The following is a 19,699-nucleotide window of genomic DNA, read 5'->3' as shown; positions in this document are numbered from 1 at the left end:
AAAGAAGGTTTTTCTATGTTCAAAGCCCAACAGACTTATTTGAACCAATATTTAGACTGGTAGAATGTTTTTGTATTCAAATCCAGTGTGATTTTTGTACCGCCGTATTTTTTTCCGACGACATCATAAGCACCCCATTCATCATCACGGATGTAGCTCTGGTGTGCATTTGCAAAATCCGTGCCGTAGCCGCCATCCTCGCGATTGAGTCCTGCGATTGCCCAAACAGTATTGTTGAAAAGACTTCCGCTCAAATATGGAACGATGTCAGAAGTGTCGCCGAGGCGTTTTACTGTTCCCTCGCGGTCGCCTGCAGAAAGAAGCGGTGAGCCGAAGCAGACTGTGTTAAGGACATTGTAATTCTTTTTGATTGTGTCATTTGCGATAACCTGCTGACAAATCATTCCACCCAAACTGTGTCCGGCAAAAACAAGATTTGAATTTTTCGGGATATTTTTAGTGACGATGCTTACAACATTATCAAGATATGCATTTTTAAGGTTGAAACCGCTCTTCAAGTCAGTGAGATAGCCTGTAGTCTGATTTTTGACAAGTTCGGTTCCTGAAAGAGTGATAAGATAGACATTTTTTGAAGTCCAGCCACTTTTGAGAACGCCCTTTGTAATGATAATCGGGCCTTTTTTTGCTTCGTTATAGCCCTCATAAACAAGGCGGCTAATTTCAGAAGCCATTGTGTAAGTAACTTTGTTTGAGGCAGCAGCGCGTTCAGAAGCAAGAGAATCATTTTCTTCATCGCCAAGATCCGAACATCCAGCCAAAGCAGCAGCAAGAGCAAGAGCAGAAAGAACCTTTACCAACTTTTTCATTTTATTCCCCCTTTATTTTCTGATAGTGGTACTATCATTTTCTAATAATATTAAAGCATACTTTCAGCTTTAAAGCAAGAGAATTTGATAGTGATACTATCAGAATTTTGAAAATTTTGGGAGAATTTTATAGAATTTTGGTTTATCGGCTTAGGACAGGAAGTTTATTCAGTCTTTATATCTGAAAAAACACCCTCTTCATAAAGCTCAAGGAATGCTTTTGCTACAACCGGGTCAAACTGCGTGCCAGAGCAATCTTTTATTTCTTTTAGAATGGCGTCCCCTGTAAGTCTTTTGCGGTATGGCCGGGTCGAGCTCATGGCATCAAAAGCATCAGCAACAGAGATAATTCGAGCAACCCACGGAATTTTTTCACCAGACAGGTTCGCAGGATAGCCTCTTCCGTCAAATCTTTCATGATGATACTGAGCACCATCCGCAATATCTTTCTGGGTCTTAACTCTTTTCAGAATCTCAAATCCACGATACGCATGAGTTTTCATAGTATCATATTCTTCCGGAGTCAGTTTTCCCGGCTTATTGAGGATATCATCTGAAATACCGATTTTACCGATGTCATGAAGAAGCGCGATATTGTAAAATTTCTGGGCTGTTTCCTCGCTCTCACCAAGCTTAAGGGCAAGCAATTTTGTGTATTTTGCAACCCGAAGAGAATGTCCGTTAGTGTAAGAATCTTTTCCGTCGATACAAATTGAGAATGCATCGATAATCGAATTTGTAAAATCAACAAGCTCTTTCCGGTGTTTCTCCTGAGTGCGTAAAATTTTCTCATTTCTCTGATAGATAACCAGAACGGAAACAAGACCGACCAATGTGATGAAAATTGCTGGCAAACCTGTCGGATGGAAATGAAGCAAGCTTTTTGTAAGCTTAAACACGCGGAATGCAAGAATTACGATAGAAGTATAAAAGCCCAGTTTTCGGTAAAAAACAACGAAGCAGATAAGGACAATCATCGACATAGATGAAAAAACCCCGGCCAAAGAAGATATTGGAATCGGATGTCCCAGAACCATAAACATGTCTTTTGAAACTGATGTCAGCCGGGAAAATTTATCCGTTCCGAAATACAACATAATCATTAAAACATAACAAATTAAGGCGGGAATTTTATCAACTCGGAACAGGTTTCGATTCTTCATACTATAATAGTATAAGTTGACTTGCTTAAAATTATATCAAAGAAATACAAAAAAATACATTATATTTGAGACCTATTCTTGACTTTTTCCGTCTCCAAGCCTATTATTAATTACATTTGAACAGTTGTTCATATATTCGAGGTATTTTATGCAAGATGAAAAGGAAATCCCTGCAAAACCAACCTATTCACAGGATTTAACATCAGTTGCAGACTCAATGCCTGACGAAGACCTTCTCTTTGACCTTGCCGAGCTTTTTAAGATTTTCGGAGACTCAACCCGAATCAAGATTCTTTTTGCCCTTCTTGGCCGGGAACTTTCCGTTGGTGACTTGGCCGAAGTCCTTTCAATGACTCAAAGCGCAATCAGTCATCAGCTGAGGGTTCTGAAAGCAAACGGACTTGTAAAATTCCGCCGTGAAGGAAAATCTCTGATTTATTCATTAAGCGATGAGCATGTGACAAAAATCCTGAACATGGGCCTGGAGCACATCGAAGAATAATCAATCAGCGAAACAATGCCCCACATGGATGTGGGGAAGAAGTAGTGAAACAAAAATTATAGGAGGTAATTTTTGTTTCACTACTTCTTCATCTTAGCGAAAGCTTCGACATCCATGTCGTGACGAGTTTTGCTTTGGCAAAACTCGCGGGTCAACTGGCTTTGCGGCACATCCGTGTGCCGATTATCGTTTCAAAAGAGCAGCAAATGGGTTGTATGACATTCCGTCATCGCTTCCGAAGTTGCGGTTGCCGTTGTTTCGTGGGCGGTCATTTGCGAAGGCTGGCTTTTTGTCGCCTGTGCCGCTGCCCTTCTTAACGACTACGACTCGTTTTTTGCCTGTGCCGTCAGTTGAAGGCTTTTTGCCCTCGTTTGTCTGGCCGAGGCGGGTGTGTGCGTCGCTCTTGAGAGAGAGGCTGATTCGCATTCGGTCTTTGTCCAAGGCGATGATTGTGAATTCTTTTACATCGCCGACTTTGATTACGTCCATGGGGTCAGAGACAAATGAATCGCTTAGCTCAGAAACATGAATCAAAGCTGTCTCGTGCAAACCGATGTCAACGAAAGCTCCGAAGTCAACTACGTTCTTGATTTTGCCTGTTACCTTCATTCCGACAGTCAAATCCTCAAACTTAACGACGCCTTTCTGCATGATTGGAGCCGGATATCCGTCGCGCGGGTCACGGTTTGGCTTTCCAAGCTCTTCGATGATGTCGTTCAGCGTTGTCTCACCGATGTTGTATTTTTCGATGAGGGCTTTTTTTGTCTCAGCTGGAACCTGCTTTCCGCTCTTAACGAAATCCAAAACTTCACGGGCAACGTCATAATTCTCCGGGTGAACCCAAGTGTTGTCGAGCGGGTCAGAGCTTTCTGCAATCTTAAGGAAGCCTGCGCACTGCTCGAATGCCTTAGGGCCTAAGCCCGGTACTTTTTTGAGCTCTTCGCGGCTTGTGATTTTGCCGTTAGCGTCGCGGTAAGCGACGATTTTCTTTGCTGTGCTCATGTTGATGCCGGAAACATACTTTAAGAGCATGTAGCTTGCAGTGTTAAGGTTTACGCCGACCTGGTTAACGACAGAGCCGACTACCTCATCAAGCTGCTCGGCAAGCTTTTTCTGGTTTACGTCGTGCTGGTAAAGGCCAACGCCGATTGCCTTCGGGTCGATTTTTACAAGCTCTGCGAGAGGATCCTGCAAACGGCGGCCCATTGAGATTGCTCCACGGATTGTAAGGTCAAGCTCAGGGAATTCTTCTGTTGCGACAGGGCTTGCAGAATAAACTGAAGCACCAGACTCATCAACGACTGTGTATTTTACATCGCTGTCAGCATAGTTTTCGCTGATGACTTTTGAAACCAGAGCCTGAACCTCAGGACTTCCAGTTCCGTTTCCGACAGCAACAACCTGAATGTCGTATTTATCAATTGCTTCATTCAAGAGATTGTAAGCCTCGTCTGCCTGCTGAACCTGATAAATCTTGAAGTAGCCCAGGTATTTTCCTGTCTCGTCCAAAGCGGCACATTTTGTACCTGTTCGGATACCAGGGTCGATTCCCAAAACTCGGCTTCCCTTGATTGGCTGGGTCATCAAAAGGTTCTTGAGGTTCTCACTGAAAAGCTCGATTCCGTGGTCGTCAGCTTCGTCAGTCTCGTCACTTCGGATTTCGCGGACAACAGCCGGAGAAAGAAGACGAACAAGACCGTCCTCGATTGCTTCTTTGTGATATTTGTTTGAGATTTTTACCTTTTTCTGGAGCAATGCTACAGCATCATCAACAGGAACATCGATTGTAACACTCAAAGCACCCTCGCGCTCAGCACGGTTGATTGCAAGGATTCGGTGTGGCTTAACCTGATTGAGAGGCTCTGTGTAATTCCAGTACATTTTGTAAGTTGATGTATTCTCTGCGACAGTTGCGTCCTGTCCTTCCGGAACGATACCTTTTGTCTGAATTGAGCCTGCGCTCATATAAAGATCGTGAACATCTGAGCGATTGTCTGTGTCCTGTGAAGTGCGCTCTGCGATAATGTCCTCGGCTCCCTGAATTGCGTCTTTTACGCTCTCAACATTGAGAGCTGAGTCTTCATTATCTGTTTTGATGTATTTTTCGGCTTCTGCTTCAACTGCTGCGTCGTCGTTTTCTGCGATAATGAAATCTGCCAATGGCTCCAGGCCCTTTTCGGCAGCGACCATACCGCGAGTCTTCTTCTTCTTTTTGAATGGTGCCCACAAATCCTCAAGCTCTGTGAGTGTTTTTGCATTCATTGCGGCATTGTAAAGGCTTTCTGTGAGTTTTCCCTGACCAAAAATGCCCCTTACGATTTCGAGGCGGCGTTCTTCAAGATTTTTATATGATTTGAACAAGTGGTCGCAATCAGTGACCTGGACTTCGTTCAAGTTGTCATGCTTTTCTTTGCGGTAACGAGAAATGAAAGGGATTGTACATCCTTCATTTACCAGACTGATAACTGCGCTGACCTGCTGAACACGGATATTAAGCTCGGCAGCGATTTTTTTCATGATTTCGACTTCGTTTACAACGAGAGCGTCGATTGATTCCTGTGTAAATTCCATAGTTCAACTATTTTAGCGAAAAAAGATAGCCGTGTCACGCACAGCAATCTTTTTAAGAACTATGTTATGAGGAAAAAATCAAAGCTCAAATTCCCGGAAGCCGGCATCCCACAAATCATCATCGGTCATGTATTTTCGGAGGTTCTTGCGGGCTTCTTCAAATTTGAAGCGCATCAGGGATTTTGCCTTATCGCTTGTCATCTGGTAAATTCGTTCCAAAAGACGTGGCTGCAAGTCACTTTCAACGCCCTGCTGCCCCATTGAATTTGAGAAAACGAATACATTCAGGAGAACTCCGTTCTTTTTGCGCTGCATGATTAAGATTGCATCGGAAACGAAATGAAGTCCGTTGATATTGATAAGCATTTTTGGAACTTTTTCATACATCTGAATCTCCAGAGTCTTATCAAAAACGCACGAAAAATGGCTCATGCTCACATCGAGTACGCTGCCTTTTATCTGGCCGTGTTTTGTGACCATGCTGACTTTGCTCCGCGTGTCACAAATCGCACGGATGTTCTGCCGCCGGCCGCAAGCCTGATTTGCATACATAACTTTATCAATCAACGCGAAATTCTTCATCTTCTGGTATTCCAGACCGATACAACCACACTGAATTCCCACATCAAAAAGATAATACTTTTCGAGCTGTTTTTTTTCTTCTTCACTCTGCCGTTTCAAGTAGAGCACTCCGATTAAGATTCGGCCCGCATACTTTTCCTGAAGTTCACGGATATATTTATCCCACTTAATTCCCTTAATCGGCATATCAATATAGAAGAAAAGAATTGAATCCATAAAGGTTTCAATGATGACTTCAACCTTTGCCTTTAACGGACAATACCGGTCATCACCAATGATATAAGTTTCATAACCCCGCGCCATAAAGTCCTCAAGATAAGATTCTGGCATAAGAGTTGCATCTGGGACAATGAAAAAAGTTTTTCGACCTTCAATAATGTGCTCTTGTGTGTCTTCTGTCATCCTATAATCTCCATTTCTACAAACATATTTCTATAAAACTCAAAGGTTGTTAAAGGTTTTGCCCAAATAATGAAGTATCAAACCTATGGTTTTCGCTGCCGTAAGAAGCAAATCCATATCCGAATATTGCCATAGACGGCTTTCAGTTTCAGTTCCAGTCATATCCGCCCGCAGCATCCCGAAAACTTCTTCGCGGTAAGAAATTTCACAGATGCAGGACGCTGTTATTTCCTGCGCAACATAGCAATCATATAAATCAGTATGCTTTGCACGAACAAGCGTTCGGATATCACCCAAATACAACACACCGGTAAGCTGGTTCATGCTGTTGTAAATCAAATTGTGCGGAATATATTTAAAATCCCGGATTTTTGCCATTTGATGAATTTTTTGGAAGATGATTTTGTCGTAAGCCTGAATGCAGATGTGGTCAACCTGGAAGTAAGAGCTGATAAAATTGAACAGATTCATGATTCCCAGCCGCAAATCATCGTTGCCAGTAAGAAATTTGAATACATTTGACTGCAAATTCATTGAGCCGAGCATCCGCTGCTTTTCGGTCTTCGGAACGATGTTGGCATGTTTTTCGGGAAGATAAATGATAAAACAGTTGCGTCCCTTTGTTTTGCCACGGTAAAGTGCTTTTTCGGCGCATGAAAGAAGAGAATGATAATCTGTGGAATTTTCCGGGAAGCGGGCAAGACCAATCGTGACGGTAAGGGTAAGATTGCCGATTTCCGGAAGCTCAATTTCGTTGACTTTCACAAGAATCGTGTGGCAAATATTCCAGACATCTTCGTAAGTAACGGAATTTTTTAGGATTACGCAGAATTCATCGCCATTACGCCGAGCAAGCACGCCATCTTCACCAAGAAAAGATTTGACCGTTCTGGCAACATCATAAAGAACTTTGTTGCCGCCAGTAGAACCAAAAGCATCGGTTATATATGTAAAATTATCAACATCAAGCAGGATTAAACTAAAAGGAATTTTTTGCTCAATCAAAAAAGATGCATAAGAGTCAGCCGTTTCACAATCGTAGGCATCAGTCACGGCATCTATTTCGACTTTATTTTCCTTAAAGAAATTATCCATACCGTTAAATTATACAACAGGATTTCATAGAAGCAAAATAAAATTTTCATATTCAGAAACAAAAAACGGGCTTCAAAAACGAAGCCCGAAAAATCAACTGAGCTAGTTAATAATCACTAAAGTTATCACGGAAAAACTAAAGTTTTCCAGGTCTCCGATTACTTTTTTCTGCCGGAAATTGAGATTGTAGCGACCGTCGGAGCTTTTCCGCCTGCGATTGTGGTCTCACCGTTTCCATCCCGGCCGTAAAGAATCACGCGGATTTTTGCGGTCTCGCCTTTTTTGATAGTGAAAGGCTTTTCCAATTCATAAGTTTTCTTGATGGAACGAACCTGTCTTGATTCATCGAGAACAAGATCCGTTTTCTTTGCGCCTGAAATTCCCTGAATCAGAACTGCGACATTGCTTGTTCCGTGATTTCCGAAAGCGGCATCAATGCTTGTGATTTCAAGAGTCTCAACGGCTTTAATCGGGAAATCAACATAAAGCGTATCTTTGCCGGCGATTGTTCCAGAATATCCAGTGTAAGTGATTCCGCCCTTTGCAAATTCCGCATTGATTTTTGAGCCGTTATATTTCCATGTTCCAGGCGAAGGAATTGCGACCTCGGCCTTTGCGACAGAAAGATTGTCCGAACTTCCCTCAAGGCTCTTGCTTGCATCAAGATTGTTGAGCCAGACAAGTCCGACTGCGTTTGGATCTGGTTTTGCAACCCGAAGCTTGAATTCTCCGGCAACGGCGTTAGAGTCTTTTGCAGTAGCCTTTACGATGATTTCTCTGTCCTCACTGAGTTCGGCTGCGGTAAGAAGTCCGTCTGCAGAAATTGAAGCCGCGCTTGTGTCAGAAACAGACCATTCGTAATCAGCATTTGTCGGGCGCGGAGGATTGATTTTTGCAGAGAACTGGAGGCTTTTTCTTCCATAAACCATGTCAGCATTATCTTCCGAAGCAACGGTGATTGATGTTACAGGATTGAATTCAACGGCTTTATCAGACTCAACCACGATTTTTTTGATATTTGTGCCAGAAGTTGCCGTGATTGTGACAGTTGATGCGCCCTCGTAGACGACATAAGCCTTTTCAGAAGATTTTGCAGAGCCAGTGTTGAAGTCGTAGAAAGCCTCGCCCTGATTTCCGGCCTTGATAGTTCCGTTTCCTTTGAGACAACCAGTTACGAAAACGACAGATTTTCCGCTGACTGGGAATGAAATTTTACTTCCAGATTCACCAATAAGCATTCCGTCACCAAATCCGAATCCAGAAATTGACAATTCCTTGTATTCTTTTGAACCGTCAAGAATGTATGTAGTACGAACGGCTTTTTCCTCACCGTCAAGCAGAGATTTTGAAGAATCTTTTGAAACTTTCCATCCGTGAGAAGAAGCGAGTTTTTTTACATCCCAATAAGATTCCAAATCTTTTTTATACTTGAGTGTCGCAAGATCGTAGTAACGGTTAAGGATTGAATCTCGTCCGCTGAATTCTTTTGAAACAGCTTCCTCAGAAAGAATGTCTTTTCGTCCGTCAATTTTTGCCCCGACAGCATCAGCCGTTTTTCGGTCAATTTTCCATCCAATAATTGTCTCAGGAATTCCCTGTGCTGTGAGAGCCTTGCCCTTCCACAAAGAAGCCTCAACTTTTCCGTTTACAGTGTTGTTTACGAAAGCAACCTGATTGTAATATCCAGAATTCCATGGAGTTCGTGCAAGATATGTAGTCTCGCCGTCCTGAGTAGAAATATTACAATTGTAGATTACAAGGCCTTTTGGTGCGGCATTTCCTTTTTCCATTCGCGGAGCACCAATGAAAGTTGTCGGGTCAGTATGGAATTTGTCGAAAAGGGAAACAAGCTCACATTCCTCAAACAAAGCGACTTTTCCGCTAGATTCCATCCAGATGAAGTCCGTGTCGCCCTCAACATAGCATTTATAGAACCAAGATTTTCCTGTCATGCGGAGAGTGTCCTGATATGACTTGAAAGCACAGTTGTAAGCCGCAAGATTTCCAGTTGAATCAAAACCGATTGTCTCAGCCTGGCCGTTATTCACCTTCTTTTCACTTCGCTTGAATGTATTGTGGAAAGTGATGTTCTCGACAGTAAGATTTCCATTGCCCTCAAATTCAAAGACACAGCGATTTTTCTGTCCTGAAGAACGGTCGCATCGGAGCAAGTCACCGTTATTGTCGATTGCGATTACGACATCCTCGCCATACTGAGCGGAAGTGCCTCCAGAAAGAATGATGTCAGCATCGCCTTTATAATAGAGAACTTCTTCATAAGTTCCTTTTGGAAGTTTGATTGTGAAAGAACCGGCTTCTGAACCGATAGCATCCAGAGCTTCCTGAATCGTTCCAAAAGTCTGAGTTTTTATTCCAGCCCCGGAAAGGGTAATTTCAGAAACATTTGCCTGATGGCAGCCGGCAAAAACAGCACAGGCCGCAATTACAGCAGCAAAAATCTTTTTCATTAAATTTTCCTCCAATTTTAATGATTTCCCATTGTATTTCGTGAAAAGTGAAAAAGATATGGAAAATTAAAGCTAAAATTTGATTTTCACCGACAATTACGAACAAAAGTAGTAGAAATAAAAACCGATTAATGTGCGATTATTGAATAAAACCTTGAAATCTTCTAAAATAGCCGTGATATGAGCGATTTAATAACAGATTTTATTGAAAAAAATGTAATAAATTCCTTGAAAACTTTGATTGATTCTTCAGATTCAAGCGAAATTTCCAAATCAGCAGTTGTAGTTGCATCCCAGTTCGGCAGCGGATTCGACATTTCTTCCGAAGAAAATGTTAAAAAGCTGATTACTTCATTCAAGAAGAACCTCACTTTGCTGATTCAGAAAACCTGGGTTGACCATTCAGACATTTCGTTGAAGGAAGAAATCCTGGTTAAGCTCGAAAAATACTGTGCATCAATCGAAAGCAACAAATGGGCAGAAGTTTTCCCCGAATTCACAAAGATTTTGGACGATGTAGTTTACCTCATGTTCGGCGCAACGGTAAAAACTCCTGACTTCTCAGAATACGCCCTCCGCATCGACCCCGAATTCGGCATTTTCTGGTGGTATGTAAAGAGTCTGCCTGCCACAAACGATTGGACAAACGAAAAGAACAAGGCGGTCATGTTAATCGCAATGTTCTTCTTGGCAAACTATTAGTAAATTGAAAACTGAAAGTTGAAAAATCATAGGGGGAAAGCCTTCCCCCTGCGTCGCACTTTGGAAGCTTCGCTTCCGACGTTGCGCCGACACCCCCTTCACCTAAGGGGTTTCGCCCCTTAAAATCCCCCTCGGAGGGCTTTTATGAATATTTCTGCAATTTCTGAAAAACTTCGTGCTGGGAGCAATGAGCTTGCCCTTCAGACTGCGGCACAAAAAAACATTGCTCTTTCTGCCGTAATTTCTTCTATCAATAAAAATCGTGCGGCAATTCTTGCGGCAAATGCTGAGGACGTTGCTCTTGCCCGCTCAAAAGGCACCTCGGAAGCTCTTGTTGACCGCCTTTCACTCAACGACAAGCGAATCGACGGTCTTATCGACTCAATCAAAATAATCATTTCACAGACTGATCCAATCGGTGAGGAAGTTGCCGGCTGGAAGACTCCCTTGGGCATGTCTATCAGGCAGGTTCGTGTTCCGCTTGGAGTTGTTGCGATTATCTACGAAAGCCGCCCGAACGTCACGGTTGATGCTTTCGCGCTCGCATACAAAAGCGGCAACGCAATCTTGCTCCGCGGCTCATCTTCTGCCCTTAAATCAAACAAAGCGATTGTTGCCGCAATCAAGGAAGGCTTGGCTTCCAGTGAGGCTCAGGGATTCGGTGTAGTCGATTCAATCGAGCTTGCTCCCTGTGAAAGCCATTCAGAAGTCGAAGAAATCCTTACCGCTGTAGGCAAAATCGATGTGGCTCTTCCGCGAGGTAGCGCAAAACTGATTAACATGGTCGTTCAAACGGCAAAAATTCCTGTAATCGAGACTGGTGCCGGAATCTGCCACATTTATGTAGACGAAACAGGCGACCTTGAAATGGCAGAAAACATCGCATGGAACGCAAAGACTCAGCGACCAGGAGTTTGCAACGCAATCGAGTGCATTCTTGTTCACGAAAAAGTAGCTCAAGAATTCCTTCCGCGACTGGCAAAACGCTTTGCCGGCAAAGTTGAACTTCGCTGCGATCAAAAATCTTATGAAATCTGTGCAAATCTGTGCAAATCTGTGGATTGTAAAATTGTTCCGGCAGAAGAAGCCGATTTTGATACAGAATTCCTTGATTTAATCTGCGCAGTCAAAGTCGTGAGCGACGTAAACGAAGCAATTGCATTCATCAACAATCACAACACCAAGCATTCCGAGAGCATTATCACGGAAAGCCTGGTAAACGCAAGGCTTTTTCAGGCCAAAGTGGACGCGGCATGTGTTTACGTGAACTGCTCAACCCGCTTCACTGACGGCGGAGAATTCGGCTTCGGTGCGGAGCTTGGAATCTCAACGCAAAAGCTTCATGCCCGCGGACCTATGGGAATAAAAGCCCTCACCACCACAAAATATTTGATTGACGGCGACGGCCAGGTAAGGTAAAAAAAATGACAATTTCACAGGCTTTTGAAGAATCACGCAAAATCGTTATTAAAATCGGCTCAAACACACTTGCAAAGGCAGACGGCACTCAGAACACCGAATTCATGCAGTCTTTTGCCCGCCAGTGCAAAAATCTTATTGACAAGGGCAAGCAGATTGTCGTTGTTTCTTCCGGGGCACAGGTTTCCGGGGTTTCAACCCTCAAGGAATGGGCTAGAAAAAAGGACGTTCACTTCCGCCAGGCACTCTGCGCCATCGGTCAGGTGGAACTTATGGCTCAGTGGCGAAAGGCTTTCGCCGAGCAAGACCTTCACATCGGTCAGCTTTTGTTTACAAAGGAAGATTTTGAGGACAATCACCGCTCGCTCAACATCCGAAACACGCTTTTCACGCTCGTTGATGAGGGAGTTGTTCCAATCATCAACGAAAACGACTCTGTTTCAACCGACGAATTTGCCATCGGCGACAACGACAACTTGAGCGCAATCACGGCAATTCTCTGGAGCGCAGACCTGTTGATTTTGTTCAGCGACATCGACGGAATCTACACTGACAATCCAAAAACGAACCCAAATGCTCAGCTGATTGAAGAAGTTACGTCAATCGAAGATTTGCGTAAAAAAATCACAATCGGCGAGACAAATGCCTTCGGTACCGGCGGAATCGAGACCAAAATCCAGGCTGCCACAAAATCAACAAAATACGGCATCCCCATGATTCTGGCCAACGGAGGAGCCGCCGACATTCTGGACAAGCTGGCCGACGGCAGTGCTAAAGGAACTCTGTTCGTAGCAAACTAACATGTCCTTCTATGCCTTTTGGCATAAAGCACACCAAAAACATATATCCGACCGATGCAAAAACAACGGTTGGAGTCGAAGTTCTGGCACGAACTCGCCTATGCCTTTTGGCAGAATGACCTGCAAAAATATATCAGACTGATGCAAAAACTAGCGTAGACGAGGTTGCGGCAAAAACTCGCTTGAACTTGTTCACCGCGAGTTTTATGACGCGTTCTCGTCGAGAGCTAGTTTTTGTTTCAGCCAATAAATCTTTTTAGGAGAACATTATGACAATTTCTTGTATTGGAACAGGCGCAATGGGTGGCGCAATCATGCGAGCCGTCTGCAAAAAATTTGATGTAAAACAAATCAAAGTGACCGACAAAAACGCCGAAATGGGCAAAAAATTCGCCCAGGAAAATGGCTGCACTTTCGTTACCACGAACAAAGAAGCCCTCGCCGCAAAATATATTTTCCTTGCCGTCAAGCCGCAGTTTCTGAGCGATGTTTTTGATGAAATAAAAGACGATATCGGAGCCGAATCCGTCGTGATTTCAATGGCTGCCGGTGTCAAAATCGAAAAATTGCAGCAATATGCCCCGAACGCCCGCTTTGTCCGCATGATGCCGAATGTCTGCGCCCAGATTGGCGAGGCAATGACAGCCATCACCTGCAATGACGACATCACAGAGCAGGAACTTTCTCATGTAAAGGAAATCCTGAGTGCAGCAGGAAAAGTCGAAGAAGTGCCTGAAAAACTCATGGACTGCGTTACAGCCGTAAGCGGCTCAGGCCCGGCTTTCGTATTCATGTTCATCGAAGCTCTCGCTGATGCCGCAGTCCGCTGTGGAATGCCGCGAGCCCAGGCCTACACTTACGCCGCTCAGACAGTCTACGGCTCAGCCGGAATGGTCTTGCAAAGCGGAACTCACCCGGCAGTTCTCAAGGACATGGTTTGCTCTCCGGCCGGCACAACAATCGAAGGAGTTGCCGCACTAGAAAAGAACAATTTCCGAAATGCAGTGATTGAGGCCGTAACAGCCGCAAACAACCGTTCAATCGCACTCGGAAAATAAAAAAGAGGAAACGCCACCTTTTCAAAAAAGGTTTCTTTTCCTCTTTCAATCTCTTTTTCTTCCAAAACTATGGACTTCTTCGAACAAAAAATCCATCCATGGATTTTTTGATTCGTACGAGAATTTTCTTTCAGAAAATTCTCTCTTTGCTCAGACCCTACATCCTGTAGGGCTTTTACGGAGATTCAACATGGATTTCTTCGAACTTAACGCCTTTCTTAACCTTTCTCAGACTTTGCATTTCGCGCATACGGCGGAAAAAGTGAATCTTAGTCCGTCTGCTTTGAGCCGACTCATTTCCCGACTCGAAGATGAGAGCGGCACGATTCTGCTTGAACGCAACAACCGCGAGGTCAAGCTTACGCCACAGGGAGCAGATTTTGCCCGATTTGCAAAAAAGTGCCTCGACGAGCAGGAAGATATACTCAATTCATTCAAAGCTACTGGCGATGAAGTGTCCGGTTCGCTCCATGTTTACGCTTCGGTAACGGCATGTTATACAATCATGCCGCCATTTTTAAAAGAACTCTCCGAAAAATATCCGCAGATTCACCTTGAAATCGAGACCGGCGACCCGGCTGGCGCAATCAGTGCCGTAAAAGAGGGGCGGGCAGAGCTTGCCGTTGCCGCAATCCCGGAAACAGGACTCAGCGGTTTTGACACGCTCCCAATCCGCAGAACTCCGCTTGTCTTTGCAGCCAGCATCGGCGGAAAATACGAAAATGTTTCTGGCAGTCCGCAGGACATCGTTTCTTCGGTTCCGCTCATTCTTCCGAAAACAGGTCTTGCCCGCGAAAGGTTTGACACTTGGGTTGCAAGCCGCAATGTTAAGCCCGAAATTGCCGCCGAAACAGAAGGAAACGAGGCAATCATGGCACTCGTTCAGCTCGGAATTGGAATCGGGCTTATTCCGCACATCGTTTTGACAAACGGCCCGTACAACAAAGGCTTTGCATGTCTTTCTGCCGGAAACGCACTTGGCTACTACGAAGTCGGATTCATCCAAAAAAAGGAAATCACAGGAAGTGAATCACTCAAAAAAATCCGAAACGCTGTAAACGAAGTCCTGGACAAGATGAGATAATGCCGCGCCCGCCGTGAAGCCGCGCCGAAGGCGGCCACTGGACTGAACGAGCGCAAGCGAGCGAAGGAAGCGGCTGAGGGTTACCGAACGGCGGAAGGGCGGTAGCCAGTGGATTGCGCTAAAAAAAATCGCTATAATTCCAAGAATGAACACAGACATTTCGATTACAGTTAAGCCGAACGACGAAAAAAATCAGGCTCTCATAAATGCGGAAATCTTCAAGGCTCTCGACAAAAAAGGAATCTCTTTCAAAAAAAATGAAGTCACGAGCGTTTTCGTAAAAAAATCAATCGACGCACGACACGGACAAATCAAAATTATTTTGCGATACAAAGTTTACATCGGTGAAGAACCGAACGGAGACGGAGAAACTCTTCCTGTCTGGAAAAAGGCTGGCGGAGAGCACTCGGTCATCATCATCGGCTCAGGACCTGCGGGCCTTTATGCGGCATTCAGATTGCTCGAAGACGGAATCAAACCTGTTGTTATCGAACGCGGAAGCTGCACTGACGAGCGCAAAAATGATGTCGAAGAACTTGAATCTAGCGGAAAACTCAACGCCCAGTCAAATTTCTGCTTTGGTGAAGGCGGAGCAGGCACTTTCTCAGACGGAAAACTCTACACCCGAAGCAACAAACGCGGCGACATCGGAAAAATCTACCGCATTTTCGTGGAATTCGGTGCAAGCGAAAAAATTCTCACAGACGCACACCCGCACATCGGCACTGACAAACTTCCCGGAATCATCAGCGGAATGCGCAAAAAAATCATCGAACTTGGCGGAGAATTCTATTTTGACACGCTCTGCACCAATTTAATCGTAGAAAACGGTTCTGCAAAAGGCGTAAATCTCAAAAATCTCCGAAGCGGCGAAGAATTTTCACTCACAGGCGATGCGGTCATTCTCGCGACAGGACACTCAGCCGTGGACATCTACAAAATGATTGCGAAAATCTCACCTAATTCCCTCGAAGCAAAAACTTTCGCAGTCGGCGTTCGTGTCGAGCATCCACGGGCATTAATTGACTCAATCCAGTTCCACGGAAAACCAATGCCACAGGCAGCAGAATACAGGCTCACAACCCAAGTCGAAGAACGCGGCGTTTACAGCTTCTGCATGTGCCCGGGCGGATATGTCGTTCCATGCGCAACAGCAGAAAATCAAATCGTAATCAACGGAATGTCAAGTTCAGGCCGAAACAGTCAGTGGAGCGATGCGGCAATCGTCGTTGAACGCCGCCCAGAGGACATCCCGGCCGAATATCAGGAAGAGGCAAAAAAAGCAGGCTGCCCTGCCCTAGCAGGCCTTTACTGGCGAACCTGGCTCGAAGAAGAAACATTCCGACAGGGAAAAGGTCAGTTCGCACCGGCACAAAAACTCACGGATTTTTTAAGCCACAAAGATTCAACCGAATTGCCACAAACAAGCTACAAACCGGGCGTAGTCGCAAGCCGCCTCGACAAATGGCTTCCACCTGAAATCAGCAGCCGGCTTGAACAGGGCTTCCGAGACTTTGACAAAAACATGCACGGATTCATCTCAGAGGACGCACTTTTAATCGCAAGTGAAACCCGAACAAGCACCCCAGTCCGAATCACGCGCAACAAAGAAACGCTGGAATGTGAAGGAATCAAAAATCTCTACCCGGCAGGCGAAGGCTCAGGCTACTCAGGCGGAATCGGCAGCTCCGCAATGGACGGCGAAAAAGTCGCAGCAAAAATCGTACAAAAGTTGGGAATGAGGAATTAGAAGTGAGAAATTGGGCGTCCATAGATAATGCCAAAAACGAAGGGCGTTCCGGCTTCGCCGTCGGGCTTTCCGCGGTTCCGCTAACGCTCCATTCCTACGCTGCGCTACGGAACAAGCCGCTACAATCCCTAACGCATGGCTCCCAGGAGATTTAATGACCAAAGATGAACTGTTTACATTAAAACGCACTCTTTATAAATGGGCAAAGGAAAATCTTAGGGGAACTTCTGTAATTAATGAATTAAGCGGAAATTTAATAGAAATATCAGCACAAGGGATTGATGAATGGTTTTCTAAATCGAAATCTGAAGAACAAATAAAATCAATTTCTCTTTTAACTCAAATTCTAAAAAAAGCAAAATATACTCATGCTGAAAAAAATATTCATTCAGAGCTAAAAAATGCTCCAAGCTTTGAATATTATGAATGTCCGCTAGAAATTGATGAAAAAGATTTTAATGCGGTTATCAGTATAAAAATTATAGTTGCAACACACGGTGATCGCCGAATATACTATCATCACTATCTTGATGATTTAAAAAAATCAAACCGTCCTCAACTCTAGTGCGCTAACCAAAATGGAAATAACGCAGTTCTATTGGACGGCTCTGATTTTATTATAGCATAAAGGACTTTAATGTCAAGGAAACGAACTAAAATGACCAAAGATGATTTGATTTTTCTGATAAATACTAAAAAGGAATTTGAATTCACTTACAACGGCAAAAACTACAACCTCACCTACGACCGCGACGACAAGGGCAACGATTTGATTGTCTTCGGCGAACGTTTTATGGGCAAAAAATATGCCTCATTCGGGGAATTCATGAACGAGGCACGGATTGAAAATCACTTCTTCCGGGAAATGATCGACATCCTGTCGTGACAAGAATTTTAGACCGCTCTACGGTCTAAAATTCTTGCGGGTCAACTTGCTTTTGCCCACATCCGTGTGGGCGTTTCCTTGATTAATTGTTGCATTGCTGGCTTTGTCACTCTGTATTCTGATCGCGTTCGTGTGGGCACTTTCTTGATAATTTTCTGAATTATTTGCTTTTTCTAAGCACATCCACTGTGTGGGAGCTTGCTCCGAGTAAATCCGGCCGCTCGCATACTGCCATCTGATATTCAATAAAATGCTCAAAACTTTCTTCGTCAAGCGCGTTCAGTTCACGCCTCATGTAATCGGCCGCTCCGTCTGGTGCAAAGACTTTCACTCGCTCTAAGCCCGCTTTTTCGTTGAGCCGAGACATGTCTTCAAGGCGCGTGTAGCTGTACAAGTCATCGTTGATATTCGTAATCGTGTGAAAATCAGCCGTCAAAGTGCCTTTTTCAAGCACTTCTTTGATTTTTCCTTCGCGGAAACAATAGCTTAAAACCGCATATTCGTTCATCAGATAAGCCACGAGGATAAATCCGCCTTTTTTTGTGACTCGTTTTGCTTCGTTCAATGCCGAAAGCCTGTCTTCGTCAGAGTGCAAATGGTACATGGGGCCAAAAAGAAGCGTCACATCAAATGTTTCGTCGCTCAAAAAATGCAGGTCGCGGGCGTCCCCCTGCCAGCTTTTGACATTTTCGTGCTTGCCCCGTAAAATCTCCAGATTGTGAGCAACCAGTTCCACCGCCGTCACATCAAAACCTTCTCGACTTAAAGCCACCGAATAACGGCCTGTTCCAGCCCCAACATCGAGCAGTTTGATTTCCTGATTTTGCCGCCGTTCATTGAGCGAAGTCGAAATGCCGGCGCGCACAAGTTCAACGCAGTCGTGAATATGCTTCATCGAAACCGTAAATTCCACGATTCCGTGCCGGGTTGTGAGCCTGTGATCTTCCTTAAATTTATTGTAATATTTTTCCAATGGTGTCATACAAAAATTATAGAAAAAATTGTTAAAATAAACTATACAAATATATCAAATTTTGCTAAAGTTAGCATACAGGTAGTAACTTCAAAGGTGGCTTCCCCCTCATTCAATCAGTTGCGATAAACTGAAATACTTGAAGAAGGGGGCTGTCCAGTATGACAACTTATGACATTGTGATGCTTTGCATCTCTGTTGCCAGTTTGATTATTGGTGTGCTTTCTCTCTTTCGAAAGAAATGATTGATCGCATAAAAAAATAGTCCGCCTTGTGGTCGCAACACTTAGCGGACTTTCGGCTTAATGCCGTAAAACAACCGTAGGGGTAACCACTCAATCGTAGTTACTACCTGCTTTCAATATAAACTTTAACTGCATAAAAATCAAGCTATTTCACTCCCACGACATCCCGCATCATTTCGTTCATGTCGTATTCAATTTTAACATTGCGAAAGCCCGCCTGCTTAAAAAGTTTGGCCGTTTCTTCGGCATTGTATTCGCCGGTTTCCATAATCAGCACTCCGTTTCGGTTCAAATGCTCGTAGCACTGTGGCACAAGACGACGAATCAAGGCAAGTCCGTCATTCGTTCCGCTCACCTCCCCCACTTCATCCACGTCGCCGTCAAGGGCCAGAAGAGGCTCGCTCCGTCCGTCCTTCAAAAGCTCCAGGCTTTCTGAATGAGGAACATACGGCGGATTCGTAACAATCAGGTCGAATGTCGGCAGCACATTTTCAAAGAGATTTGACTGGATAAAGTGGAAATTTGCAGTATCCATGCCAAGCCCCACACAATTTTTCCGCGCAATAGCCAGTGCTTTCTCGCTTATATCAACCAAAGTAAAACTCAATCGCCGGGAATCTGTGTAATCTGTGTAATCTGTGTAATCTGTGTAATCTGTGGTTTCTTTTTTCTCACCAGCCTTGTCTGCAAGCGTTTTCGCAATGGAAAGACCCACGCAGCCGCTTCCAGTGCACATGTCACAGACAGTAGGGATTGCGTCAGGCTTTGCACGGAATTTATCTTCAAGCGCATCAAGTGCAAGCTCTACAAGAAGTTCCGTGTCTGGCTTGGGAATCAGAACATCAGGCGTGACATAAAAATCCAGTCCGAAAAATTCCTTGTGACCTGTGATGTATGCAACAGGTAAACCTGTCTTTCGCTTTTCAATCGCAGTCAAAAAATCCGCTTCCTGCTTCTGAGTCAATTCATAGTCACGGTTCAAAAGAAGATGCGTCTTGTCAAAGCCCGTAATGTGCTGCAAGAGCACCGCCGTATCAAGCTCAGAAGTTGGAGATGAAGTCAGTTCATTTTTTCCGTAGATTTTTGCCTGCTGAATTTTCACAATATTTCTCCTGCACGGTTCAAGCATAGCCTTCACCGATACTCGCCTACAAACTCGTTTCACGAGTTTG

The 19,699-nt window shown here is 44.4% G+C and carries 17 protein-coding genes; 9 read left to right on the top strand and 8 right to left on the bottom strand.

Annotated elements, in window-relative coordinates; genetic code table 11:
* Positions 1-35: 35 nt before the first annotated feature.
* Complete coding sequence (locus tag IJJ71_RS14680; protein ID WP_296848083.1) at positions 36-827, bottom strand: alpha/beta hydrolase family protein; 792 nt, start codon at positions 825-827, stop codon at positions 36-38.
* Positions 828-991: 164 nt separating this feature from the next.
* A complete protein-coding gene (locus tag IJJ71_RS14675; RefSeq protein ID WP_296848081.1) occupies positions 992-1,990 on the bottom strand; it encodes an HD-GYP domain-containing protein in 999 nt (332 codons plus the stop codon).
* Positions 1,991-2,138: 148 nt separating this feature from the next.
* Here IJJ71_RS14675 and IJJ71_RS14670 point away from each other — a divergent pair, with 148 nt between their 5' ends.
* On the top strand, positions 2,139-2,492 hold the full coding sequence (locus tag IJJ71_RS14670) for an ArsR/SmtB family transcription factor (protein ID WP_296848079.1): 354 nt from the start codon (positions 2,139-2,141) through the stop codon (positions 2,490-2,492).
* A gap of 183 nt (positions 2,493-2,675) precedes the next feature.
* On the opposite strand, the gene IJJ71_RS14665 is transcribed toward IJJ71_RS14670, so the two are convergent.
* The 4 genes from IJJ71_RS14665 to IJJ71_RS14650 all read right to left on the bottom strand — a co-directional run bounded on the left by IJJ71_RS14665 (position 2,676) and on the right by IJJ71_RS14650 (position 9,610).
* Positions 2,676-5,063 (bottom strand): helix-hairpin-helix domain-containing protein, encoded by a 2,388-nt coding sequence (locus IJJ71_RS14665; protein WP_296848077.1) that lies wholly within the window; start codon positions 5,061-5,063, stop codon positions 2,676-2,678.
* Positions 5,064-5,141: 78 nt separating this feature from the next.
* On the bottom strand, positions 5,142-6,047 hold the full coding sequence (locus IJJ71_RS14660) for a hypothetical protein (RefSeq protein WP_296848075.1): 906 nt from the start codon (positions 6,045-6,047) through the stop codon (positions 5,142-5,144).
* Between the two features lie 39 nt (positions 6,048-6,086).
* On the bottom strand, positions 6,087-7,142 hold the full coding sequence (locus IJJ71_RS14655) for a GGDEF domain-containing protein (RefSeq protein WP_296848074.1): 1,056 nt from the start codon (positions 7,140-7,142) through the stop codon (positions 6,087-6,089).
* Between the two features lie 158 nt (positions 7,143-7,300).
* Entirely contained in the window at positions 7,301-9,610 is a 2,310-nt protein-coding gene (locus tag IJJ71_RS14650) for a pectinesterase family protein (protein ID WP_296848073.1), read from the bottom strand.
* Between the two features lie 180 nt (positions 9,611-9,790).
* On the opposite strand from IJJ71_RS14650, the gene IJJ71_RS14645 reads away from it, so the two are divergent.
* From IJJ71_RS14645 to IJJ71_RS14610, 8 genes are all read left to right on the top strand, one after another.
* The gene (locus IJJ71_RS14645; RefSeq protein WP_296848072.1) at positions 9,791-10,312 is read left to right on the top strand and encodes a hypothetical protein; all 522 of its coding nucleotides are present in this window, start codon (positions 9,791-9,793) and stop codon (positions 10,310-10,312) included.
* Between the two features lie 144 nt (positions 10,313-10,456).
* Positions 10,457-11,731: a glutamate-5-semialdehyde dehydrogenase gene (locus IJJ71_RS14640; RefSeq protein ID WP_296848071.1), complete on the top strand. Its 1,275-nt coding sequence runs from the start codon at positions 10,457-10,459 to the stop codon at positions 11,729-11,731.
* Between the two features lie 5 nt (positions 11,732-11,736).
* Positions 11,737-12,531: a glutamate 5-kinase gene (gene proB, locus IJJ71_RS14635; RefSeq protein WP_296848070.1), complete on the top strand. Its 795-nt coding sequence runs from the start codon at positions 11,737-11,739 to the stop codon at positions 12,529-12,531.
* 269 nt (positions 12,532-12,800) lie between these two features.
* Positions 12,801-13,589, top strand: coding sequence for a pyrroline-5-carboxylate reductase (gene proC / locus IJJ71_RS14630; RefSeq protein WP_296848068.1), 789 nt, complete (start codon positions 12,801-12,803; stop codon positions 13,587-13,589).
* 190 nt (positions 13,590-13,779) lie between these two features.
* Positions 13,780-14,673 carry an HTH-type transcriptional activator IlvY gene (gene ilvY, locus IJJ71_RS14625; protein WP_296848066.1) on the top strand — a complete coding sequence of 298 codons (894 nt, stop codon included), beginning with the start codon at positions 13,780-13,782 and terminating at the stop codon, positions 14,671-14,673.
* A gap of 145 nt (positions 14,674-14,818) precedes the next feature.
* Positions 14,819-16,423, top strand: coding sequence for an NAD(P)/FAD-dependent oxidoreductase (locus IJJ71_RS14620; protein ID WP_296848064.1), 1,605 nt, complete (start codon positions 14,819-14,821; stop codon positions 16,421-16,423).
* Positions 16,424-16,577: 154 nt separating this feature from the next.
* Positions 16,578-16,988 (top strand): LPD3 domain-containing protein, encoded by a 411-nt coding sequence (locus IJJ71_RS14615; RefSeq protein WP_296848063.1) that lies wholly within the window; start codon positions 16,578-16,580, stop codon positions 16,986-16,988.
* 93 nt (positions 16,989-17,081) lie between these two features.
* On the top strand, positions 17,082-17,309 hold the full coding sequence (locus IJJ71_RS14610) for a hypothetical protein (protein ID WP_296848061.1): 228 nt from the start codon (positions 17,082-17,084) through the stop codon (positions 17,307-17,309).
* 160 nt (positions 17,310-17,469) lie between these two features.
* Here the strand turns inward: IJJ71_RS14610 and IJJ71_RS14605 are convergent, their stop codons facing one another.
* A complete protein-coding gene (locus IJJ71_RS14605; protein ID WP_296848059.1) occupies positions 17,470-18,291 on the bottom strand; it encodes a class I SAM-dependent methyltransferase in 822 nt (273 codons plus the stop codon).
* Positions 18,292-18,672: 381 nt separating this feature from the next.
* A complete protein-coding gene (gene prmC / locus IJJ71_RS14600) occupies positions 18,673-19,629 on the bottom strand; it encodes a peptide chain release factor N(5)-glutamine methyltransferase (protein ID WP_296848057.1) in 957 nt (318 codons plus the stop codon).
* Between the last annotated feature and the right edge of the window lie 70 nt (positions 19,630-19,699).

Origin of the sequence: Treponema sp., from assembly GCF_017430385.1 — a bacterium.
GTDB lineage: Bacteria > Spirochaetota > Spirochaetia > Treponematales > Treponemataceae > Treponema_D.
Note: the sequence above shows the minus strand (reverse complement) of the source record. Positions and strands in the feature narration are given on the sequence as shown.

Coding starts and splice junctions, on each gene's coding strand:
- IJJ71_RS14680 (WP_296848083.1), bottom strand. CDS start 827: ATGAAAAAGTTGGTAAAGGTTCTTTCTGCTCTTGCTCTTGCTGCTGCT.
- IJJ71_RS14675 (WP_296848081.1), bottom strand. CDS start 1,990: ATGAAGAATCGAAACCTGTTCCGAGTTGATAAAATTCCCGCCTTAATT.
- IJJ71_RS14670 (WP_296848079.1), top strand. CDS start 2,139: ATGCAAGATGAAAAGGAAATCCCTGCAAAACCAACCTATTCACAGGAT.
- IJJ71_RS14665 (WP_296848077.1), bottom strand. CDS start 5,063: ATGGAATTTACACAGGAATCAATCGACGCTCTCGTTGTAAACGAAGTC.
- IJJ71_RS14660 (WP_296848075.1), bottom strand. CDS start 6,047: ATGACAGAAGACACACAAGAGCACATTATTGAAGGTCGAAAAACTTTT.
- IJJ71_RS14655 (WP_296848074.1), bottom strand. CDS start 7,142: ATGGATAATTTCTTTAAGGAAAATAAAGTCGAAATAGATGCCGTGACT.
- IJJ71_RS14650 (WP_296848073.1), bottom strand. CDS start 9,610: ATGAAAAAGATTTTTGCTGCTGTAATTGCGGCCTGTGCTGTTTTTGCC.
- IJJ71_RS14645 (WP_296848072.1), top strand. CDS start 9,791: ATGAGCGATTTAATAACAGATTTTATTGAAAAAAATGTAATAAATTCC.
- IJJ71_RS14640 (WP_296848071.1), top strand. CDS start 10,457: ATGAATATTTCTGCAATTTCTGAAAAACTTCGTGCTGGGAGCAATGAG.
- proB (WP_296848070.1), top strand. CDS start 11,737: ATGACAATTTCACAGGCTTTTGAAGAATCACGCAAAATCGTTATTAAA.
- proC (WP_296848068.1), top strand. CDS start 12,801: ATGACAATTTCTTGTATTGGAACAGGCGCAATGGGTGGCGCAATCATG.
- ilvY (WP_296848066.1), top strand. CDS start 13,780: ATGGATTTCTTCGAACTTAACGCCTTTCTTAACCTTTCTCAGACTTTG.
- IJJ71_RS14620 (WP_296848064.1), top strand. CDS start 14,819: ATGAACACAGACATTTCGATTACAGTTAAGCCGAACGACGAAAAAAAT.
- IJJ71_RS14615 (WP_296848063.1), top strand. CDS start 16,578: ATGACCAAAGATGAACTGTTTACATTAAAACGCACTCTTTATAAATGG.
- IJJ71_RS14610 (WP_296848061.1), top strand. CDS start 17,082: ATGACCAAAGATGATTTGATTTTTCTGATAAATACTAAAAAGGAATTT.
- IJJ71_RS14605 (WP_296848059.1), bottom strand. CDS start 18,291: ATGACACCATTGGAAAAATATTACAATAAATTTAAGGAAGATCACAGG.